At 39.2% G+C, this 14,874-nt stretch carries 14 protein-coding genes; 3 read left to right on the forward strand and 11 right to left on the reverse strand.

Annotated elements, in window-relative coordinates; translation table 11 throughout:
- Nucleotides 1–7: 7 nt before the first annotated feature.
- Nucleotides 8–784, reverse strand: coding sequence for an IclR family transcriptional regulator (locus EKM93_RS02075; protein WP_125712567.1), 777 nt, complete (start codon nucleotides 782–784; stop codon nucleotides 8–10).
- A gap of 195 nt (nucleotides 785–979) precedes the next feature.
- On the opposite strand from EKM93_RS02075, the gene EKM93_RS02080 reads away from it, so the two are divergent.
- Nucleotides 980–1,243 (forward strand): hypothetical protein, encoded by a 264-nt coding sequence (locus EKM93_RS02080; protein ID WP_125712569.1) that lies wholly within the window; start codon nucleotides 980–982, stop codon nucleotides 1,241–1,243.
- An 82-nt stretch (nucleotides 1,244–1,325) separates the two neighbouring features.
- On the opposite strand, the gene EKM93_RS02085 is transcribed toward EKM93_RS02080, so the two are convergent.
- From EKM93_RS02085 to EKM93_RS02115, 7 genes are all read right to left on the reverse strand, one after another.
- Nucleotides 1,326–2,627, reverse strand: a complete 1,302-nt coding sequence (locus tag EKM93_RS02085; protein WP_125712571.1) for a glycoside hydrolase family 28 protein — start codon at nucleotides 2,625–2,627, stop codon at nucleotides 1,326–1,328.
- Between the two features lie 21 nt (nucleotides 2,628–2,648).
- Nucleotides 2,649–3,485, reverse strand: coding sequence for a sugar phosphate isomerase/epimerase family protein (locus EKM93_RS02090; RefSeq protein ID WP_125712573.1), 837 nt, complete (start codon nucleotides 3,483–3,485; stop codon nucleotides 2,649–2,651).
- 100 nt (nucleotides 3,486–3,585) lie between these two features.
- On the reverse strand, nucleotides 3,586–4,923 hold the full coding sequence (locus EKM93_RS02095; protein WP_225423613.1) for an MFS transporter: 1,338 nt from the start codon (nucleotides 4,921–4,923) through the stop codon (nucleotides 3,586–3,588).
- A gap of 285 nt (nucleotides 4,924–5,208) precedes the next feature.
- Nucleotides 5,209–6,309 carry a glycoside hydrolase family 88/105 protein gene (locus EKM93_RS02100; RefSeq protein ID WP_125712577.1) on the reverse strand — a complete coding sequence of 367 codons (1,101 nt, stop codon included), beginning with the start codon at nucleotides 6,307–6,309 and terminating at the stop codon, nucleotides 5,209–5,211.
- Between the two features lie 122 nt (nucleotides 6,310–6,431).
- A complete protein-coding gene (gene kduD, locus EKM93_RS02105) occupies nucleotides 6,432–7,247 on the reverse strand; it encodes a 2-dehydro-3-deoxy-D-gluconate 5-dehydrogenase KduD (protein WP_125712579.1) in 816 nt (271 codons plus the stop codon).
- A 23-nt stretch (nucleotides 7,248–7,270) separates the two neighbouring features.
- A complete protein-coding gene (gene kduI / locus EKM93_RS02110) occupies nucleotides 7,271–8,116 on the reverse strand; it encodes a 5-dehydro-4-deoxy-D-glucuronate isomerase (RefSeq protein WP_125712581.1) in 846 nt (281 codons plus the stop codon).
- A 252-nt stretch (nucleotides 8,117–8,368) separates the two neighbouring features.
- A complete protein-coding gene (locus tag EKM93_RS02115) occupies nucleotides 8,369–10,171 on the reverse strand; it encodes a heavy metal translocating P-type ATPase (protein WP_125712583.1) in 1,803 nt (600 codons plus the stop codon).
- A 202-nt stretch (nucleotides 10,172–10,373) separates the two neighbouring features.
- Between EKM93_RS02115 and EKM93_RS02120 the strand changes: the two genes are divergently transcribed.
- Both EKM93_RS02120 and EKM93_RS02125 read left to right on the forward strand, forming a co-directional pair.
- Nucleotides 10,374–12,464 (forward strand): DNA topoisomerase 3, encoded by a 2,091-nt coding sequence (locus tag EKM93_RS02120; RefSeq protein ID WP_125712585.1) that lies wholly within the window; start codon nucleotides 10,374–10,376, stop codon nucleotides 12,462–12,464.
- Between the two features lie 125 nt (nucleotides 12,465–12,589).
- Nucleotides 12,590–12,826: a hypothetical protein gene (locus EKM93_RS02125; protein ID WP_125712587.1), complete on the forward strand. Its 237-nt coding sequence runs from the start codon at nucleotides 12,590–12,592 to the stop codon at nucleotides 12,824–12,826.
- 212 nt (nucleotides 12,827–13,038) lie between these two features.
- Here the strand turns inward: EKM93_RS02125 and EKM93_RS02130 are convergent, their stop codons facing one another.
- The 3 genes from EKM93_RS02130 to EKM93_RS02140 form a co-directional block, all read right to left on the reverse strand.
- A complete protein-coding gene (locus EKM93_RS02130) occupies nucleotides 13,039–13,680 on the reverse strand; it encodes a helix-turn-helix transcriptional regulator (protein WP_125712589.1) in 642 nt (213 codons plus the stop codon).
- Nucleotides 13,681–13,793: 113 nt separating this feature from the next.
- Nucleotides 13,794–14,150, reverse strand: a complete 357-nt coding sequence (gene crcB / locus EKM93_RS02135) for a fluoride efflux transporter CrcB (RefSeq protein ID WP_125712591.1) — start codon at nucleotides 14,148–14,150, stop codon at nucleotides 13,794–13,796.
- 33 nt (nucleotides 14,151–14,183) lie between these two features.
- Nucleotides 14,184–14,645 (reverse strand): fluoride efflux transporter FluC, encoded by a 462-nt coding sequence (locus EKM93_RS02140; RefSeq protein ID WP_125712593.1) that lies wholly within the window; start codon nucleotides 14,643–14,645, stop codon nucleotides 14,184–14,186.
- Nucleotides 14,646–14,874 lie beyond the last annotated feature (229 nt).

Here is a 14,874-nt window from a genome sequence, read left to right on the forward strand (position 1 = left end):
AACGGCTCTAAATTACTGCTAAAATATTTTGTTGCGCAATACGCCCTTTTTCAATAAATAAAGCTAAATTTCCCTCAGCCACACGGTACCGTGGCGCACTAACGCTAAAAGCACCGTAAATTCGGCCATCTTTATATAAAGGAAAGCCAACACAAAGAACATCTTTTTGATTCTCATTATTCTCAATTGCATAACCATTAGCTTTAGCCTGCTGAATATTTTCGCATAACTGCTTTTTATCCGTAATTGTATCTTCAGTCAGCGGCACTAAATCTGTCTTAGTTAAATAAGCATCAAACTCATTTTCTGGCAAGCAAGACAGCATCGCCTTGCCCATCGCTGAAGAATAAAGATGCATCCCTTTGCCCACCCGGGACACTAAATTAATACTGTTAGGGCTTTCTAGTTTAGCCAACAAAGTCACCGTACTGTCAGAGGTATCCAAAATCCCTAAGTTTACGGTTTCATTAGTTTCATCCCGTAACTGGGCTAAGAAAGGTTTGGCCACTAAATTGATATCAAAAGTGGACAAAGTTTTTTGAGCATAACTTAAAAAAGTAGTCCCCAAATAATAACGTTTTTCCTCACCTAAACACCGAACAAATCCACAAAACTCTAACGTCTTTAAAATTTTAAAAACCGTAGATTTTGTCATTGGTACATTATCGCTGATTTCTTTTAAGTTTGGCGGTGTTGGTGTGTTTAAAATAAAATCTAAAATAGCCTTCGCTTTTAGTAAGACTGTCCCATATAAAGGCGGGGTCACTTGTTCAGATGCCATCATGTTGAAACTCCTTTTATAGTTACCGTTATAAAATTTCTTATACAGAAATATTATACGCTTTATTTCGAAGCCTGTCAGCTCGTAATTTCAGACTTTTTACTGATGTGGCTGGCAAGTCTTTCCGTTAAAATTAATTTATCCTGAGCGCTATCATTTTTGAATCGTAGGATTTAGTTAAAGACGAGGTGAACAATTATGTCTGAATTGGCTTTTGCAGCCATCGAAAATTCAACCCATTCTTTCAGCGGTGCTGCAGGAATTGGGGCACTGGTGGCCATTGTAATTATTGTCATTTTAGTCATCAAACTGCTAGGCTTAATTTTACGGCATCCCTTTATCAGTATCGCCCTTTTTGCCCTTGGTGGTTTTGCTGTTTTTAAATTTGCTTTAGCCGGTATTATCGGCATTGGCTTATTAGCGGCTGTCGGTGTTGGTTCGTTGTGGTTAAATAACGGCTAACATTTCTCAAAAAAATATATTAATCCATGTGATCAAAAAGAGGTTGGTCGAAATTGCGCCAACCTCTTTTAATTACCCCAAATTACCGATTATCATACGCATCGTTTGCTAAAGTGTTGTCATGTTGGACAGACACGGTCACATCTTTAAATTGCAAGTCGTTAACCGCCACAATATTACCAAATTCTTTAGCCGCTAGCTTCACATTAGAAAAACGAATCTGCTCCATTGGCTTTTCCGGTAACGCTTTTAGATCAAAAGCTCGAGCAGGCAGCGGATAGTCTGCAGCTAATTGGGCGGTTACATTTTGTACCGTTATATTCTGTACTTTCGTAAAGCGCTGTGCTTCCGGAATTTGTGCAGCAACAGCTTGCCAAAAAGCCGGTTTATCTGCTAAATCCACCATCGTTTTGTGATTATATTGATTATGCCAAGTCATTAACCAAGAAAATGGGAATTGAACGTTGGTCATCTGTAAATCCGAAACTCGAATATTTTCAATAACACCACCCCGATCAACGGCGGATTTCATTCTAAAACCACAGCCACTATTTTCGAAAGTCATATCGTGGATAGTGATATCGTGGATATTGCCGCTGACTTCACTGCCAATGGTCACGCCATAACCCGACTTAATTTGACAATGATCAATTTCTACATCACTCGTGGCAATGCCCACCCGATAACCATCACCATCCCGGCCAGATTTTAAGGCAATACAATCATCCCCGCAAGCCAGCTGACAATGATGAATATGCACATGATTGGAAGAATCCACATCAATCCCATCCGTACTGGGACCGTTATTTTCACGAATAATAATATCTTTCACTTCAACGTCTGTAGCATAAGTCAGCTGTAAATTCCAAAAGCCTGCGCGCTGTAAGGTAATGTCTTTAATGATAATGGCTTCTGACTTAAAGACTAAAATCGACCGCGGCCGCTTAATCGCATAATCCGCAATCCACCGTAAATCATGGGTGTCATACCATTGTCGCTGACCACCGTGGCCATCTGCGCCCCAATACAGCTGCCACCAGTGCGGGCCTTGCCCATCAATAATGCCCTGACCTTTAATGGTAACATTGTCCACTTCTAATAAATTCAAAATTGCAGCTGGCCAGCACATCTCTACACCGGCTACTCGAGAAAAAATTTCTGGAAAATCGGCAATATCAGTACTGCCTAAAAGCTTTGCGCCTTTTTGAAAAGACAAGGTGACATGCCGTTTGATAAATAAAGCCCCTACCAAATAAGTCTTTGCTGGTAAGAAAACTTCACCACTGACTAATGCGGCTGCATCAATTGCTTGCTGAATAGCTGTTGTATCTAACGTCTGACCATCCCCAAGCGCCCCATAATCTAAGACATTAAAAATCTGCATGCGTCACACCCCCCTTTTTTGTTAAACTGTCGCTGCCATTAAACTAGCTCGACTTAACGACCGTAAGAAATGCGGCTGTGGTGTTTCATCTAAGATTACAAACGCATTAGGCTGATTTTCTTGGATAACCTTTAACGCAGCTGATAAATCCGCGATACCCTCGCCGACAGGAACGACCTTAGCCCGGCCGCCTTCAATAACATAGTCTTTAACATGGAAGGCATAAATTTTATCACCAAATAAATCAAGCGCCTGTTGTATCACTGTATTTATTTTTTGCTGGTCATTGGTTACTAGGTTGCCAGCATCTAAAATAACTTGTAAATTAGGGGATGCCACTTGTTTTAAAACATCGGCCATCACTTCAAGACTATGAATCGGATGGTTCACCCCAGGTTCAATCCCTAATAAATTACCAGTTTTTTCAGCGGCTGTGGCTAAAGTTTTAATTTGCTGAATCGTTAGCGCAACTACATCCTGCGCATAATTTGCGGCTGTTAAATTAAAATCCGGATCAACACTGCCAGTTTCCGTCCCTACTAAATTACCCCCGAAATAACGTGCCGTAGCTAAGTATTGCTCAAATTGGGCCATGGCGGTTTGCCGTTGGTTAAGGTCGGGATGAATCATATTAATATAGCAGCCTAAAACAGCAATTTGAATGTCATATTGATTAAATGTCTGTTTCACCTGATTCGCCAAGCCAAAATTGATCTTTAACCCATGATCGGTTGTTTGTGGCAAAGATGCTCGCGGTGCAAACTGCACATAATCAAAATTTAAGGCCTTTAAACGTTTCGCCAAACTTGTGATATCATCAAAAATTGCAATATCGTGTGCTCTTAATCCTAATTTCATTTTTATTTACGTCCTTTTCTAAAAAACGATGCCACTCAATTTGAGCAGCATCGTTTTAAAATTTTGAATTAAAGTACGAACCGCCTTTTAGCAGTCTATTTTATTGTTTGTTGATTTTAGCTAATTCAGCATCAACATGATCAATCTTTTTCTTAGTTAATGGGTACCAGAAAGCTAAAATCAATGTTGCAATTGCTAAGCAGGCAAACGGAATTAAATTGGCTAAGCCATAAATCCGATTTTCAACTGCTAAACTTTGTACAGCACCACCTGTTGAAGAAGAGCGGTAACCAATGATTTGTAACATGAAACCACCAATCCCACCGGCTAATGCTTGTCCTACTTTCCGAGCAAAGGAGTTTACACCGTAAACAGTCCCATCTTCACGAAAACCGGTCAAATATTGATGGTAGTCAATAACGTCGGTAATAAAGGCCCAAACCATTAAGTTAAATAAGCCAGCACCTAAAGTTGCGATGAACAAGAGTACTAAGTAAACCCAAGGATTGCGGATGTGCAAGAAATACATAATTAAATACAATACTGAAGAAATTGATAAGGCAACAATACTTGCTTCACGTTTCCCGAATTTCTTAATTAACATTGTGGCAAATGGTGCTAAGACAACAACGGTCCCATAAGTGAATAATAACGCAATAGACATCGCTTGTTTATTATGGAAATAGTCATTAAACAAATAAGTGGTCGTTGTGCCTGAAAGAATTTGGTTGATGACAACAAACAAATCGGCAACAACTAAAGACATTAACGCTCTGTTTGTGAACAAACCTTTCACTAAATCTTTAGCACTAACTTTTTCTGTTTTTTCAACTTGAACCCGTTCTGTTGTCAAATGATAAGTGACATTATAAGCGACAAAAGCGATCCCAGCACAAGCAATGGCGATGAAGAAGAAACGCATGCCTGAAACAACTTGGCGACCATTAGCAGCTGTTGTGTACATTAGAATAGGGATCAAGAAACCAGTTGTCGCACCACCAATGGCAGAACCAACACTTCTAAAAGTAGAAAGGGAAGCCCGGTCATCCGGATTAGAACTAATTGCTGAAGCCATAGAACCATAAGGGATATTGATTGTAGATAGGAAAATCCCATAAATAAGATAAGTGACGAAGATATAAGCAACCTTACCAGCCATTGGGAAAGAATTAACGAATGGTAAGAATAAAATAATGGCAATTAGGCAAAATGGGTATTTCATTCTTCTGATCCAAGGCCGGAAACGACCTGCATCCGTTAATTTAGCCACATCAGCCAAACGACCAACGGTTACATCCGCGAAGGCATCAATAATCCGAGCCGTCAAGAATAAAATCCCAACAACACCACCGGCAATCCCTAAAACGTTTGTATAATAAATCATCAAAAAACTATTTACTAATCCTAAAATAAAACAGTTCCCTAAATCACCAAACATATAGCCGATTTTATCACGAATACCAAAAGGTTTAAAATCTGTCTTAACAACTTCTAGCCCTGCATCTTGTCTTGCGGCGCCAGCTGTATTGCTATTTGTTGCTTCTGCTTTCATAATTTGCACTCCCTTAAACTGCAAAAATTAATTATAAAATAGCTCGTTACTTGAATATTAAGCGCTTTCATTTTTGGAACAATAACCGCCCGAATTTAAACCCATTTTGACTTAAAAGTATCGCTCAAACCAAAAGTCACTGGCGTTACGGTCGATTATGCTATTGTCGGCTTAGTAAAATTCTGTTAAATACTCCGTCAATGCTAACGTTGCCATTGATTGACCATAAGGCATGACTGAAGTTTTAATTTGATTATAGAAAGCTTTAGTTTCCCCCATTGGTGTTCCGGCAGAAACATGGGCTAAGGCGCCTTCGTTATCGATGTTATTCAATAAGGCATGGACACCTTTCATAGCGACCTCACGATAGCTGTCATCGATGTAATGTTCATGAATCGCCTTTAAGATACCGTAAGTAAAGCCCGCTGTAGCAGAACCTTCTAAGTAGGTTTCTTTGTCATCCACTAATGTATGCCACAAACCACTTTCATCTTGATATTTCTTCAAAGCATCAATTTGATATTGTAAATTCATGATCATGAAGTTGCGAATCGCATCGTCTTCATCAAGATCTAATAAAGATAATATCTCTGGAAAGGCAATTGTAATCCAAGAATTACCACGGCCCCAAAAAGCACCGGCGAAATTATTCCGATCTTTAAAAGTCCAGCCATGATACCAAAGTCCGGTCTTTTTATCTTGTAAGAACTGGATATGCAAGAGCACTTGCTTTTTAGCCTCTTCAACGTATTCAGGTTTGTTTAACAGTTTGCCTAACTTAACTAAGGTTAAGACACTCATCATCAACGTATCGGCCCACATCTCATCTGGATTCAAATCACCAAAAGTAACATGCTGGAAGCCACCTTTTTCAGTTCTTGGCAGGCGATAATACAGCCAGTCAGCCCATCTTTGTAGATGCGGTAGATAAGCTTTGTTGCCAGTTTCTTCATAGAGATATGCTAGCGTTAACATTTGAACCATTGTGTTAATATTTTTTTCTACTGGTTTTTCATTAAAGCGATCGTCAAACCATTTGATCATACGATCTAAGACAGCTTGATCTCGAGTTAATTGGTAATACTTCATCATCCCATAAAGGCCAACGCCTGAAGTCCATTCCCAATAGTCGAAACTCTTATTATCAATAATTGAACCATCGGCAACTTTAATTGAAAATTCACCGGTTGGGTCACTTAAATGTGTTAAATTATGAATCAATAAATCAACAGTGCTTGTCAATGACGTCTTTGTGATGTCTTGATCTGCCATCTTTATCACTCCTATAAAATAAAAATATTATTGGTTATTAATTTCACAATGTGTTTCAAAAAATAATGCGAAAGTTCCAAAGTACCCTTACGCATCATTTAGTTCAAACCTGCTTTTTTGACCTATCTTACTAAATAACCACCATCAACGGCTAAGATATGTCCGGTAACATAATCAGACGCTTTGCTGGCTAGGAAGACAGCAACACCCATTAATTCATGAGGTTCTGCCCAATGCCCAGCAGGAATCCGATCTAAAATTTCTTTATTCCGAGCTTTGTCGGCACGAATTGGTGCTGTATTTGCTGTTTTAATATAGCCCGGTGCAATCGCATTAACTTGAACATTATAAGCACCAAGTTCACTTGCAAAAGATTTAGTTAATCCAGCAACCCCGTGTTTAGAAGCGGTGTAAGATGGAATAAACTTGCCGCCTTGGAATGAAAGCATGGAGCCAATATTGATAATCTTGCCAGATTTTTGAGCGGCAAAGACTTTTGCAGCAGCCATGGACATGTGATAAACCGCATTTAAGTTAATATTAATAACGGCATCCCAGTCAGAGTCTTTAGATTCTAATAGTGGGTTCCGACGAATCATTCCGGCATTATTGATCAAAATATCAATGTGGCCAAATGTTTTAACGGCTTGTTCAACAACCGTTTCAGCGACACCTGGTTTGGTCAAATCAACATCTACGAATTCTACCTTGCGACCGCGTTTTTCGATTAATTTTCTTGTTTCGTCCCATTCAGCTTTGCCAAATGTTGGGATAAAAATGTCTGCGCCAGCCTCAGCTAAAGCCACTGCATAGCCTTGCCCTAAACCAGTATTCCCACCAGTAATGATGGCAACTTTGCCGGTTAAATCAAAGAAGTTCATTTTGAATTTATCTAAAGCTGCTTCATTTTGCTTAATTTCTTCGGGTGATTGTGCCATTTTCAAAACTCCTAACTAATTTATTATTTCAAATCGTGCATATCTACTTGATCCATATCATCATAAGTTTGGTTTTCACCGCACATTGCCCAGATAAAGGCATAATTTGTTGTCCCTACACCGCAGTGGATTGACCAGCTTGGATTAACAACGGCTTGTTCTGGTTCTAAGAAAATATGTTTAGAGGCATTCGGTTCCCCTAAGAAATGTACAACCCGTGTATCGGGATCACTGAATTCAAAGTACATATACGTTTCCATCCGCCGAGCATGGGTATGCGCCGGCATGGTGTTCCAAGAAGAACCTGGTTCCAAAACAGTGTAGCCCATTTGTAATTGACAAGTATCCATTTGGGAAGCGTCAATATATTTATAAATGGTCCGTTTGTTCATATGGGCTTGATCGCCCATTGGTTTAGCCAAAGCGTTGGCAAATGGCAATTTCTTGTTAGGGTAAGTTTTATGTGCCGGTGTGGAAACCACATAGAATTTAGCCGGATTTTTAGGATCATCTGATTCAAAGGTTACTGATTTAGTGCCCATGCCGATGTAATAACCATCATGGGTTACAATCGTGTCTTTTTGGCCATCAATCGTAATACTACCGTTGCCGCCGATATTGATGAAGCCCAATTCCCGACGTTGTAAGAAGTAGTCGACCCCTAGTGCTTTATCTAATTTGATCTCCAAGGCTTCAGTCGTTGGTGTCACACCACCGAAGATCATCCGATCATTATACGTATAGGTTAATAAAATATCCCCAGGATTGAAGAGTTTTGCCATTAAGAATTCATCCCGCAAGTCCTCTGTACTATAGTGTTCAATGTCTTTAGGACTATGGGCATACCGGGTAACCATATTAAAACTCATGATAGAACCTCCAATTAATATTTATATTTCTTAATAAGAAATTTAATTTCCTTTAACGACTTTAGTATAACTTAATCACTCTAAAATGCAAGCGTTTTTCATGATGATTCTGTTATCTCTAGGTCAGTATATGAGTATCAAAAATACAGACTTAGCTACTAAAAACACTTAAAAAACCAGCTCTAAGCCTTAGAATCGGCCTTGAGCTGGTTTTCACAATAATACTTATTAAAATATTTCTGCAGTTGCGTGTTATTCTATCGCTTTTAAACCACTTCGCGCTTTTAGTGCTAGTAAGATCGTCATTGTATCCACAGCTTCTTGTAAAATAGCGCCAAGTAAAGCTGGAATAACGCCAGTGGTCGCAATTAACATCAAAATCACTAAAACGACAATTCCCGTCAAGACATCCCGTTTGGCAATTTGCATCGTCTCTTGACTAATTTGTACGGCATTCGCAACACGGGTTAAATCATCTTTTAAAATGACTACATCCGCAGATTCACTAGCTGCTGTGGCGCCATGTGCCCCCATGGCAATGCCGACATCTGCCGTGGCTAATGAAGGCGCATCGTTGACGCCATCCCCAACCATCATAATTGGCTGGTACATTTCAGCCGTTTCTTGGATCAGATTAATCTTATCTTCAGGGAGACAATCCCCATGAATTTCATCTAAATCTAAAGATTGGCCGATTGTTTTAGCAATGGCTTTATTATCACCTGTCAGCATAACTAAGTGTTCTAACCCTTGCTGGCGTAGACGTTCTAATGTACTTTTCGTTTCCGGGCGTAACTGATCGGTAAACGTTAAATAGCCCATAAATTCGCCATCGATACTCACATAAACCGCTGTTTGTGCTGGTAAGGCCACTATTTCTGGAACATCAGCAAACTTCGCTTTACCCACGCGAACGACTTGCCCATTAACATTGGCCTGAACCCCTTGGGCTACAACCTCTTGAATGTCTTGAACGGCTTCTAATTTTTGATCCTGAACATAGGCCACTAACGAACGCGCTAAAATATGGTTGGAATGCTGCTCCACGCTAGCCGCTAACAAACTTAACGCTTCAGCGGATAGGTCCCCAACAGGATAGACCTTTTCGACCGTTAACTTACCCTGGGTCAAGGTACCAGTTTTATCAAAGGCAATAGCTTTGGCGGTGGCCATTTTCTCCACCACATCGCCACTTTTGATGACAATCCCGTTTTTACTAGCCCGACTCATACCGGCCACTAGTGAAATCGGTGCGGCTAAGATTAATGGGCAAGGTGAAGCAACGACCAAAACTTCCGCAAAACGTACTGGATCTTTGGAGACAAACCAGGCAATCCCGGCAATAATTAATGAAATAGCGGTAAATGGTACCGCATAACGATCCGCCATCCGAACAAAATGTGCCGGTTTGGCTTTTGCCGTCTGCACCAACTTCACTAAAGCTTGGTATTGACTATCTTCTGCTGTATGTGTGGCAATCATCGTCACCGATTGTGCCCCATTCACAGAACCGGATAATAACCGATCGCCTATTTCTTTAGAAACAGGTTGCGATTCCCCGGTCAATGAAGATTCGTCAAAATCGCCAAAGCCGGCTAAGACATGTCCATCCACAGGTACTAATTCATTAGGTTTAACTACTAAGTGATCCCCAATATTAACGGCATCAACTTTAATGTTTTCTAGCCCTGTTTTATTTTGGCGATGGGCAACTTGAGGTGAATTTTCTAAAAGTGCCTGCAGCTCCGAACTTGCTCGATTAGCCGCATAATCTTCTAATGAATCGCCGCCGGTTAGCATCAATAAAACCATCAGACTCGCCCAATATTCCCCAACAGCAAGCGTTGAGACAATCGCAATGATTGCTAAAAGATCAATCCCATATTGCCCTTCACGGATGGTCTGAACCATCTCCCATAGCATCCCTAATGCCACAAACCCGCCTACAATCGTCACTAATATTTGTGCCCAATCTGGTCGTTTAAAAATAAACGCCAACAGCAAGGCCATAACCCCTACAATGATCGTTAGGCCAAACTTAACTTTGTGTCCCATAAAAACCTCCGCATTTTTCTTCCCATTTAAGGATTTAAATTTTAATGTGATAGCCCCATTATATAATCTTTTCACATAATTTAATAGTATGAATATAAATTAATATGAATATTCGTTCACTTTTAATGCCATGCGATTTTTTCTAGATCTATGCTAAAATAGGAAGTAATCGCAATTTATTAAAGGAGTAATTTTAAAATTTATGTCTAAAACATTAGTACTCGCTGAAAAACCTAGTGTTGCCAAAGACCTTGCTAAAATTATCGGCGCCACTGAAAAACATAAAACTTATTACGAAGGTAAAAACTATATCATCACGTGGGCTTTCGGCCACTTATTAACTTTGAAAATGCCTGAAGATTTAAAACCAGAATGGCGGCAATGGCAATTAGAAACCCTACCTATGCTGCCCAAAAATATTGGTATTAAACCTTTACCAAAAACTAGTGGGCAATTAAAAGCAATTTCACAACTTGCTAAACGTAAAGATGTTACCAGTGGCATTATCGCCACCGATTCCGGCCGTGCTGGTGAATTGTTAGCCCGGTGGATTTTTCAATGGATTCGGTTTGATAAACCATTAAAGCGACTGTGGATTTCATCACAAACAACAAAATCTGTTAAAGACGGCTTTAAACATTTAGCACCAGCGCAGAAATACGATAAGCTTTACGAATCTGAACTGGCCCGAACAAAAGCAGATTGGTTGGTAGGTCTTAATGTTACCCGCGCCTTGACGGTGAAATATAAAGATAATTTAAATGCCGGACGGGTACAAACACCTACCTTGAATTTAGTAAATCAGCGTCAAGTTAAAGCGGAAACTTTTATCCCTAAAACTTACTACACCGTTTCTTTCACTTATCGAAACGAAAAGGGTCAACTGGACACTAAAAATCCATTGCAGTTCAAAACACACCAAGCAGCCGAAAACTTTGTGAACGAGCTTTCAAAAGAAGTCGGTATTGTGACGGACTTAAAAGTTAAGGAACAAAGTCAAAGCGCCCCATTACCTTTTGACTTAACTGAAATTCAATTAGTTGCCAGCAATAAATATCATTTCTCGGCTAAAAAAACATTGTCGCTGATCCAAAGCCTTTATGAAGTGCACAAAATTGTCAGCTATCCACGAACCGATTCCAAATATTTACCGCAAGACGTAGCCAGCACAATGAAAGAACGGCTACAAGCCATTGCTAACTTTGAACCTCAAGCCAAAAAGCTATTACAAAATGGGGCTAAGGTTACTAAGCCCAGTGTGTTTAATGATCAAAAAGTCACTGACCATTATGCGTTGATCCCCACGGAAGAGCATCCCCAGACAAATCGACTTTCCAGTGATGAGCTGAAAATCTATGATTTGATTGTGGCCCGTTTTATTGGCTTATTTGCTGAAAAACATATTACAAACAATGTCACCGCTACTGTGACCGTCGGGACTCAAAAATTCATTTTTAAACAAGTTGCCATTAAACAAGTCGGTTGGAAAATCACCGAGTCCATCTCAAAAACAGACGCACCCATCCCTTGGCAAAAAGATCAGAAAATTAAGCCTGCCTTTCAAATCAATAAAGCTTTAACAACAGCCCCATCATTGCTTAATGACGGTACATTATTAGCCCAAATGGAAAAATATAATTTAGGCACACCGGCCACTCGGGCAGAAATTATTGAAAAATTGATCAAATCCGAGTTAATGGCTCGCCAAGGCAATACATTAATCGTAACGCCTAAAGGCAAACAGCTCTTAAAGCTAGTCAACCCCGATTTAGCATCTCCAGATTTAACGGCCAAATGGGAACAACAGCTGGAAGCCATCGCTAAAAACCAGCAGCAGCCTAAACGATTTATACAAGATATTGAATCAGACACCAAACGTTTAGTGATGGAAATCAAAAAATCAGATGCAACTTATAAAGATTTTTCCATCACCACTAAGCTGTGTCCCGAATGCGGTTCTAAATTACGGGAACGTAATACCCGGGATGGTAAAATTTATGTTTGTACAAATCCCGAGTGTCAATATCGGCGCCGTAAAGATCCTAAAGTCTCAAACCATCGTTGTCCACAGTGTCATCGGAAAATGGAAATTTTAGAAGGTAAAACCGGCCCTTATTTCCGATGCAAGTATGATGGGACAACTGAAAAAATGCACTCTAAAAATCAACGTCAGAAAAAAATGACCAAACACGAGGAACGTCGGTTGCTTAAAAAAGTCAACCAGGATACTGAACCCGTTGAAAGTCCATTAGCTGCTGCCCTTAAAGCCGCAATGGCTGAAAAGAAAGATTAATAAAACGGCCTATAATACAAGTAAATTATTGTATTATAGGCCGTTTTTGTTATAAGTTTTCTTGACAACTAATATAATAATTTATATGATGGCTATGAATCTAAAAACGAAATGAGGTTTCCAATATGGCAAAACAAAAAATTTCTATTGATCCAAACGCCTTTGCATTAGCCGTAGTCAGTGGTTCTAATTTAAAAGCTGAAGATGACACTAGAGCAAGTAAAGACGCCTTAAAACGCTACTTGTCTGCCTACATGCTAATCGAAAAGTATAATCAATTGGAAGATGAACAATTTAAATTCACCAATAGCCCTGACTTTGAATATCTAATAAAAGCCTTAGACCACGTTAGATTAAATTAGAGCGAGAACTAAAGCGGGAAAGCCTCGAGCACTAACCTAGGCTAACGCCGTGAGCGGTTTTTGCTTACAAGTTAGACGTAGTTAGGTGAGCGCTTTGCTCTAGTGAACGCGTTTTAGAACTAGAGCGAGAATAAACTTCAAAAATCAGTACCAACTTAAAATAGCGACCAGGTCAAATAGGCCTGGTCGCTATTATTTATATTAAGCATAAACTATTTTTTCAAATCGATATAGCTATATAACGTATATTTAGAGATATTGAAGAATTTAGAGATTTTATCCCCTGATTTTGTAATCAAGAAAGCACCCTTTTCATTTAAGAATTGAATACTTTTGACCTTATCATCTTTATTCATCAAAGCTACAGGTTTCCCAACCAATCGTACAGATTCTTGAATCAGGTCGTCCAATAATTCATTAACATCATTTGGAATGACCTCTGGATTTGCAGATTTACCGGTGTCTTCTGTCTTTGTCAAAGATTTTAAAACGTTTTCAGCAACGATCAAATTAGAAACATCATAGTTTATCGCAAAAATGGCTTCCAAGTTACCTTGTTCATCTTTCAAATACAATGTACTGGATTTCAAAACACGGCCATCATGAGTTCGGGTCAGATAGTTAATATGATTTTCCAATCTATTTGGATCTTTCTTCAAACTCTCTAGTACAACTTGCGAAGGGCCATCGCCGAGCTGGCGTGAGGAGACGTGTCCATTTTCTATCATGACGATTGAGTGATTCATATCTTCAGGATCGATTTTATGGATGACGACCTCACAATTGTTTCCGAATTGTTGAGCAAGCGCTTTCCCAATTTGACTCAGAAACTTTAATTTGTCATCTGTTAGCATAATGGATTAAACCTTCTTTTTTGTGGATTTTGCAAAAATTTTTTTAGCTATACTATACTATATACTATTCATCAAAATTTTGCTATTTTTTTGATGTATTAAAATTACTTTAATTATACATTAAATAATTTAAATGCTGTCATGAAACAAATAACACCTAAAACAACGGTGAGACTTAAATAAATCAAGGCCTTACCTTTACTCTGTTGACGCCATAAAGTGATTGCTTCATAGGTCATTGTTGAAAAAGTTGTAAAACCACCGCAAAAACCAATACCGGCAAATAAATAGAAATTAGCCTGTACATTCAACCGTGCGGCCAAGATACCTAATAAAATCGTACCCAATAAATTGACAGCTAGCGTTGCCCAGGGGAAGCCATTGTTAAGGCGCCGTTTAATATATTGACTTAAATCATAACGACAGATAGCACCTATTGCAGCACCGCCACCGACAAATAGAAAATTCATAAATGTGCCCCCAAAATGTATTACAAAGTCTAATTATTTATGTTTTAAATCGCGTTGTGTTGGGGCGATTTCTGATAGAATCTGTCGCGCGGCTAAATCTCGCCGTGCCCGCTGCTGGGCGATTAAACTGGCCCAACAATAACGGCCTGCATAATAACCGATAAAGCCAAAGCCCAGCCCTAAACCAATACTGCCAATTAAGTAAATCCCTGCTCGAAAATATTGAGCTTGTAGCATCAATTGTACAGCATCATTCATAAATGAAGAAAACGTTGTAAATGCACCGATAAAACCAGTGCCAATACCTAAAGTTAATTGTGTTGGCACCCTTTTAGAATGTGCCAAAGTTTGGTTTAAAAAGCTAAGTAGAAAACAGCCAATTAAGTTAACTGCTAAAGTACCAATTGGAAAAGTATCTAAAGCCCACCATTGGCTTAAGCCATAGCGTAAACTACCACCTAAAATAGCAAATAAACCAATCCACAATTCATTCATATAAAAGCCTTCTTTATAACGTCTAACTATTTTGATAATGATCGTATTATTGACTACGCTTACATTATAGCATGTTTTTGCACAAACTTAAATATTTTTTTGTGGCAAAAATAATTTTTTGGAACTTTTATTTAAAATTAACGCATACAAATACCCCTAAAGCAACGAGCTGAACCGTCACTTTAGGGGTAAAAGAAAGGAGTAAAGTATGACTATGGATCAAGACCAG

Source organism: Agrilactobacillus yilanensis (genome assembly GCF_003946725.1).
GTDB lineage: Bacteria > Bacillota > Bacilli > Lactobacillales > Lactobacillaceae > Agrilactobacillus > Agrilactobacillus yilanensis.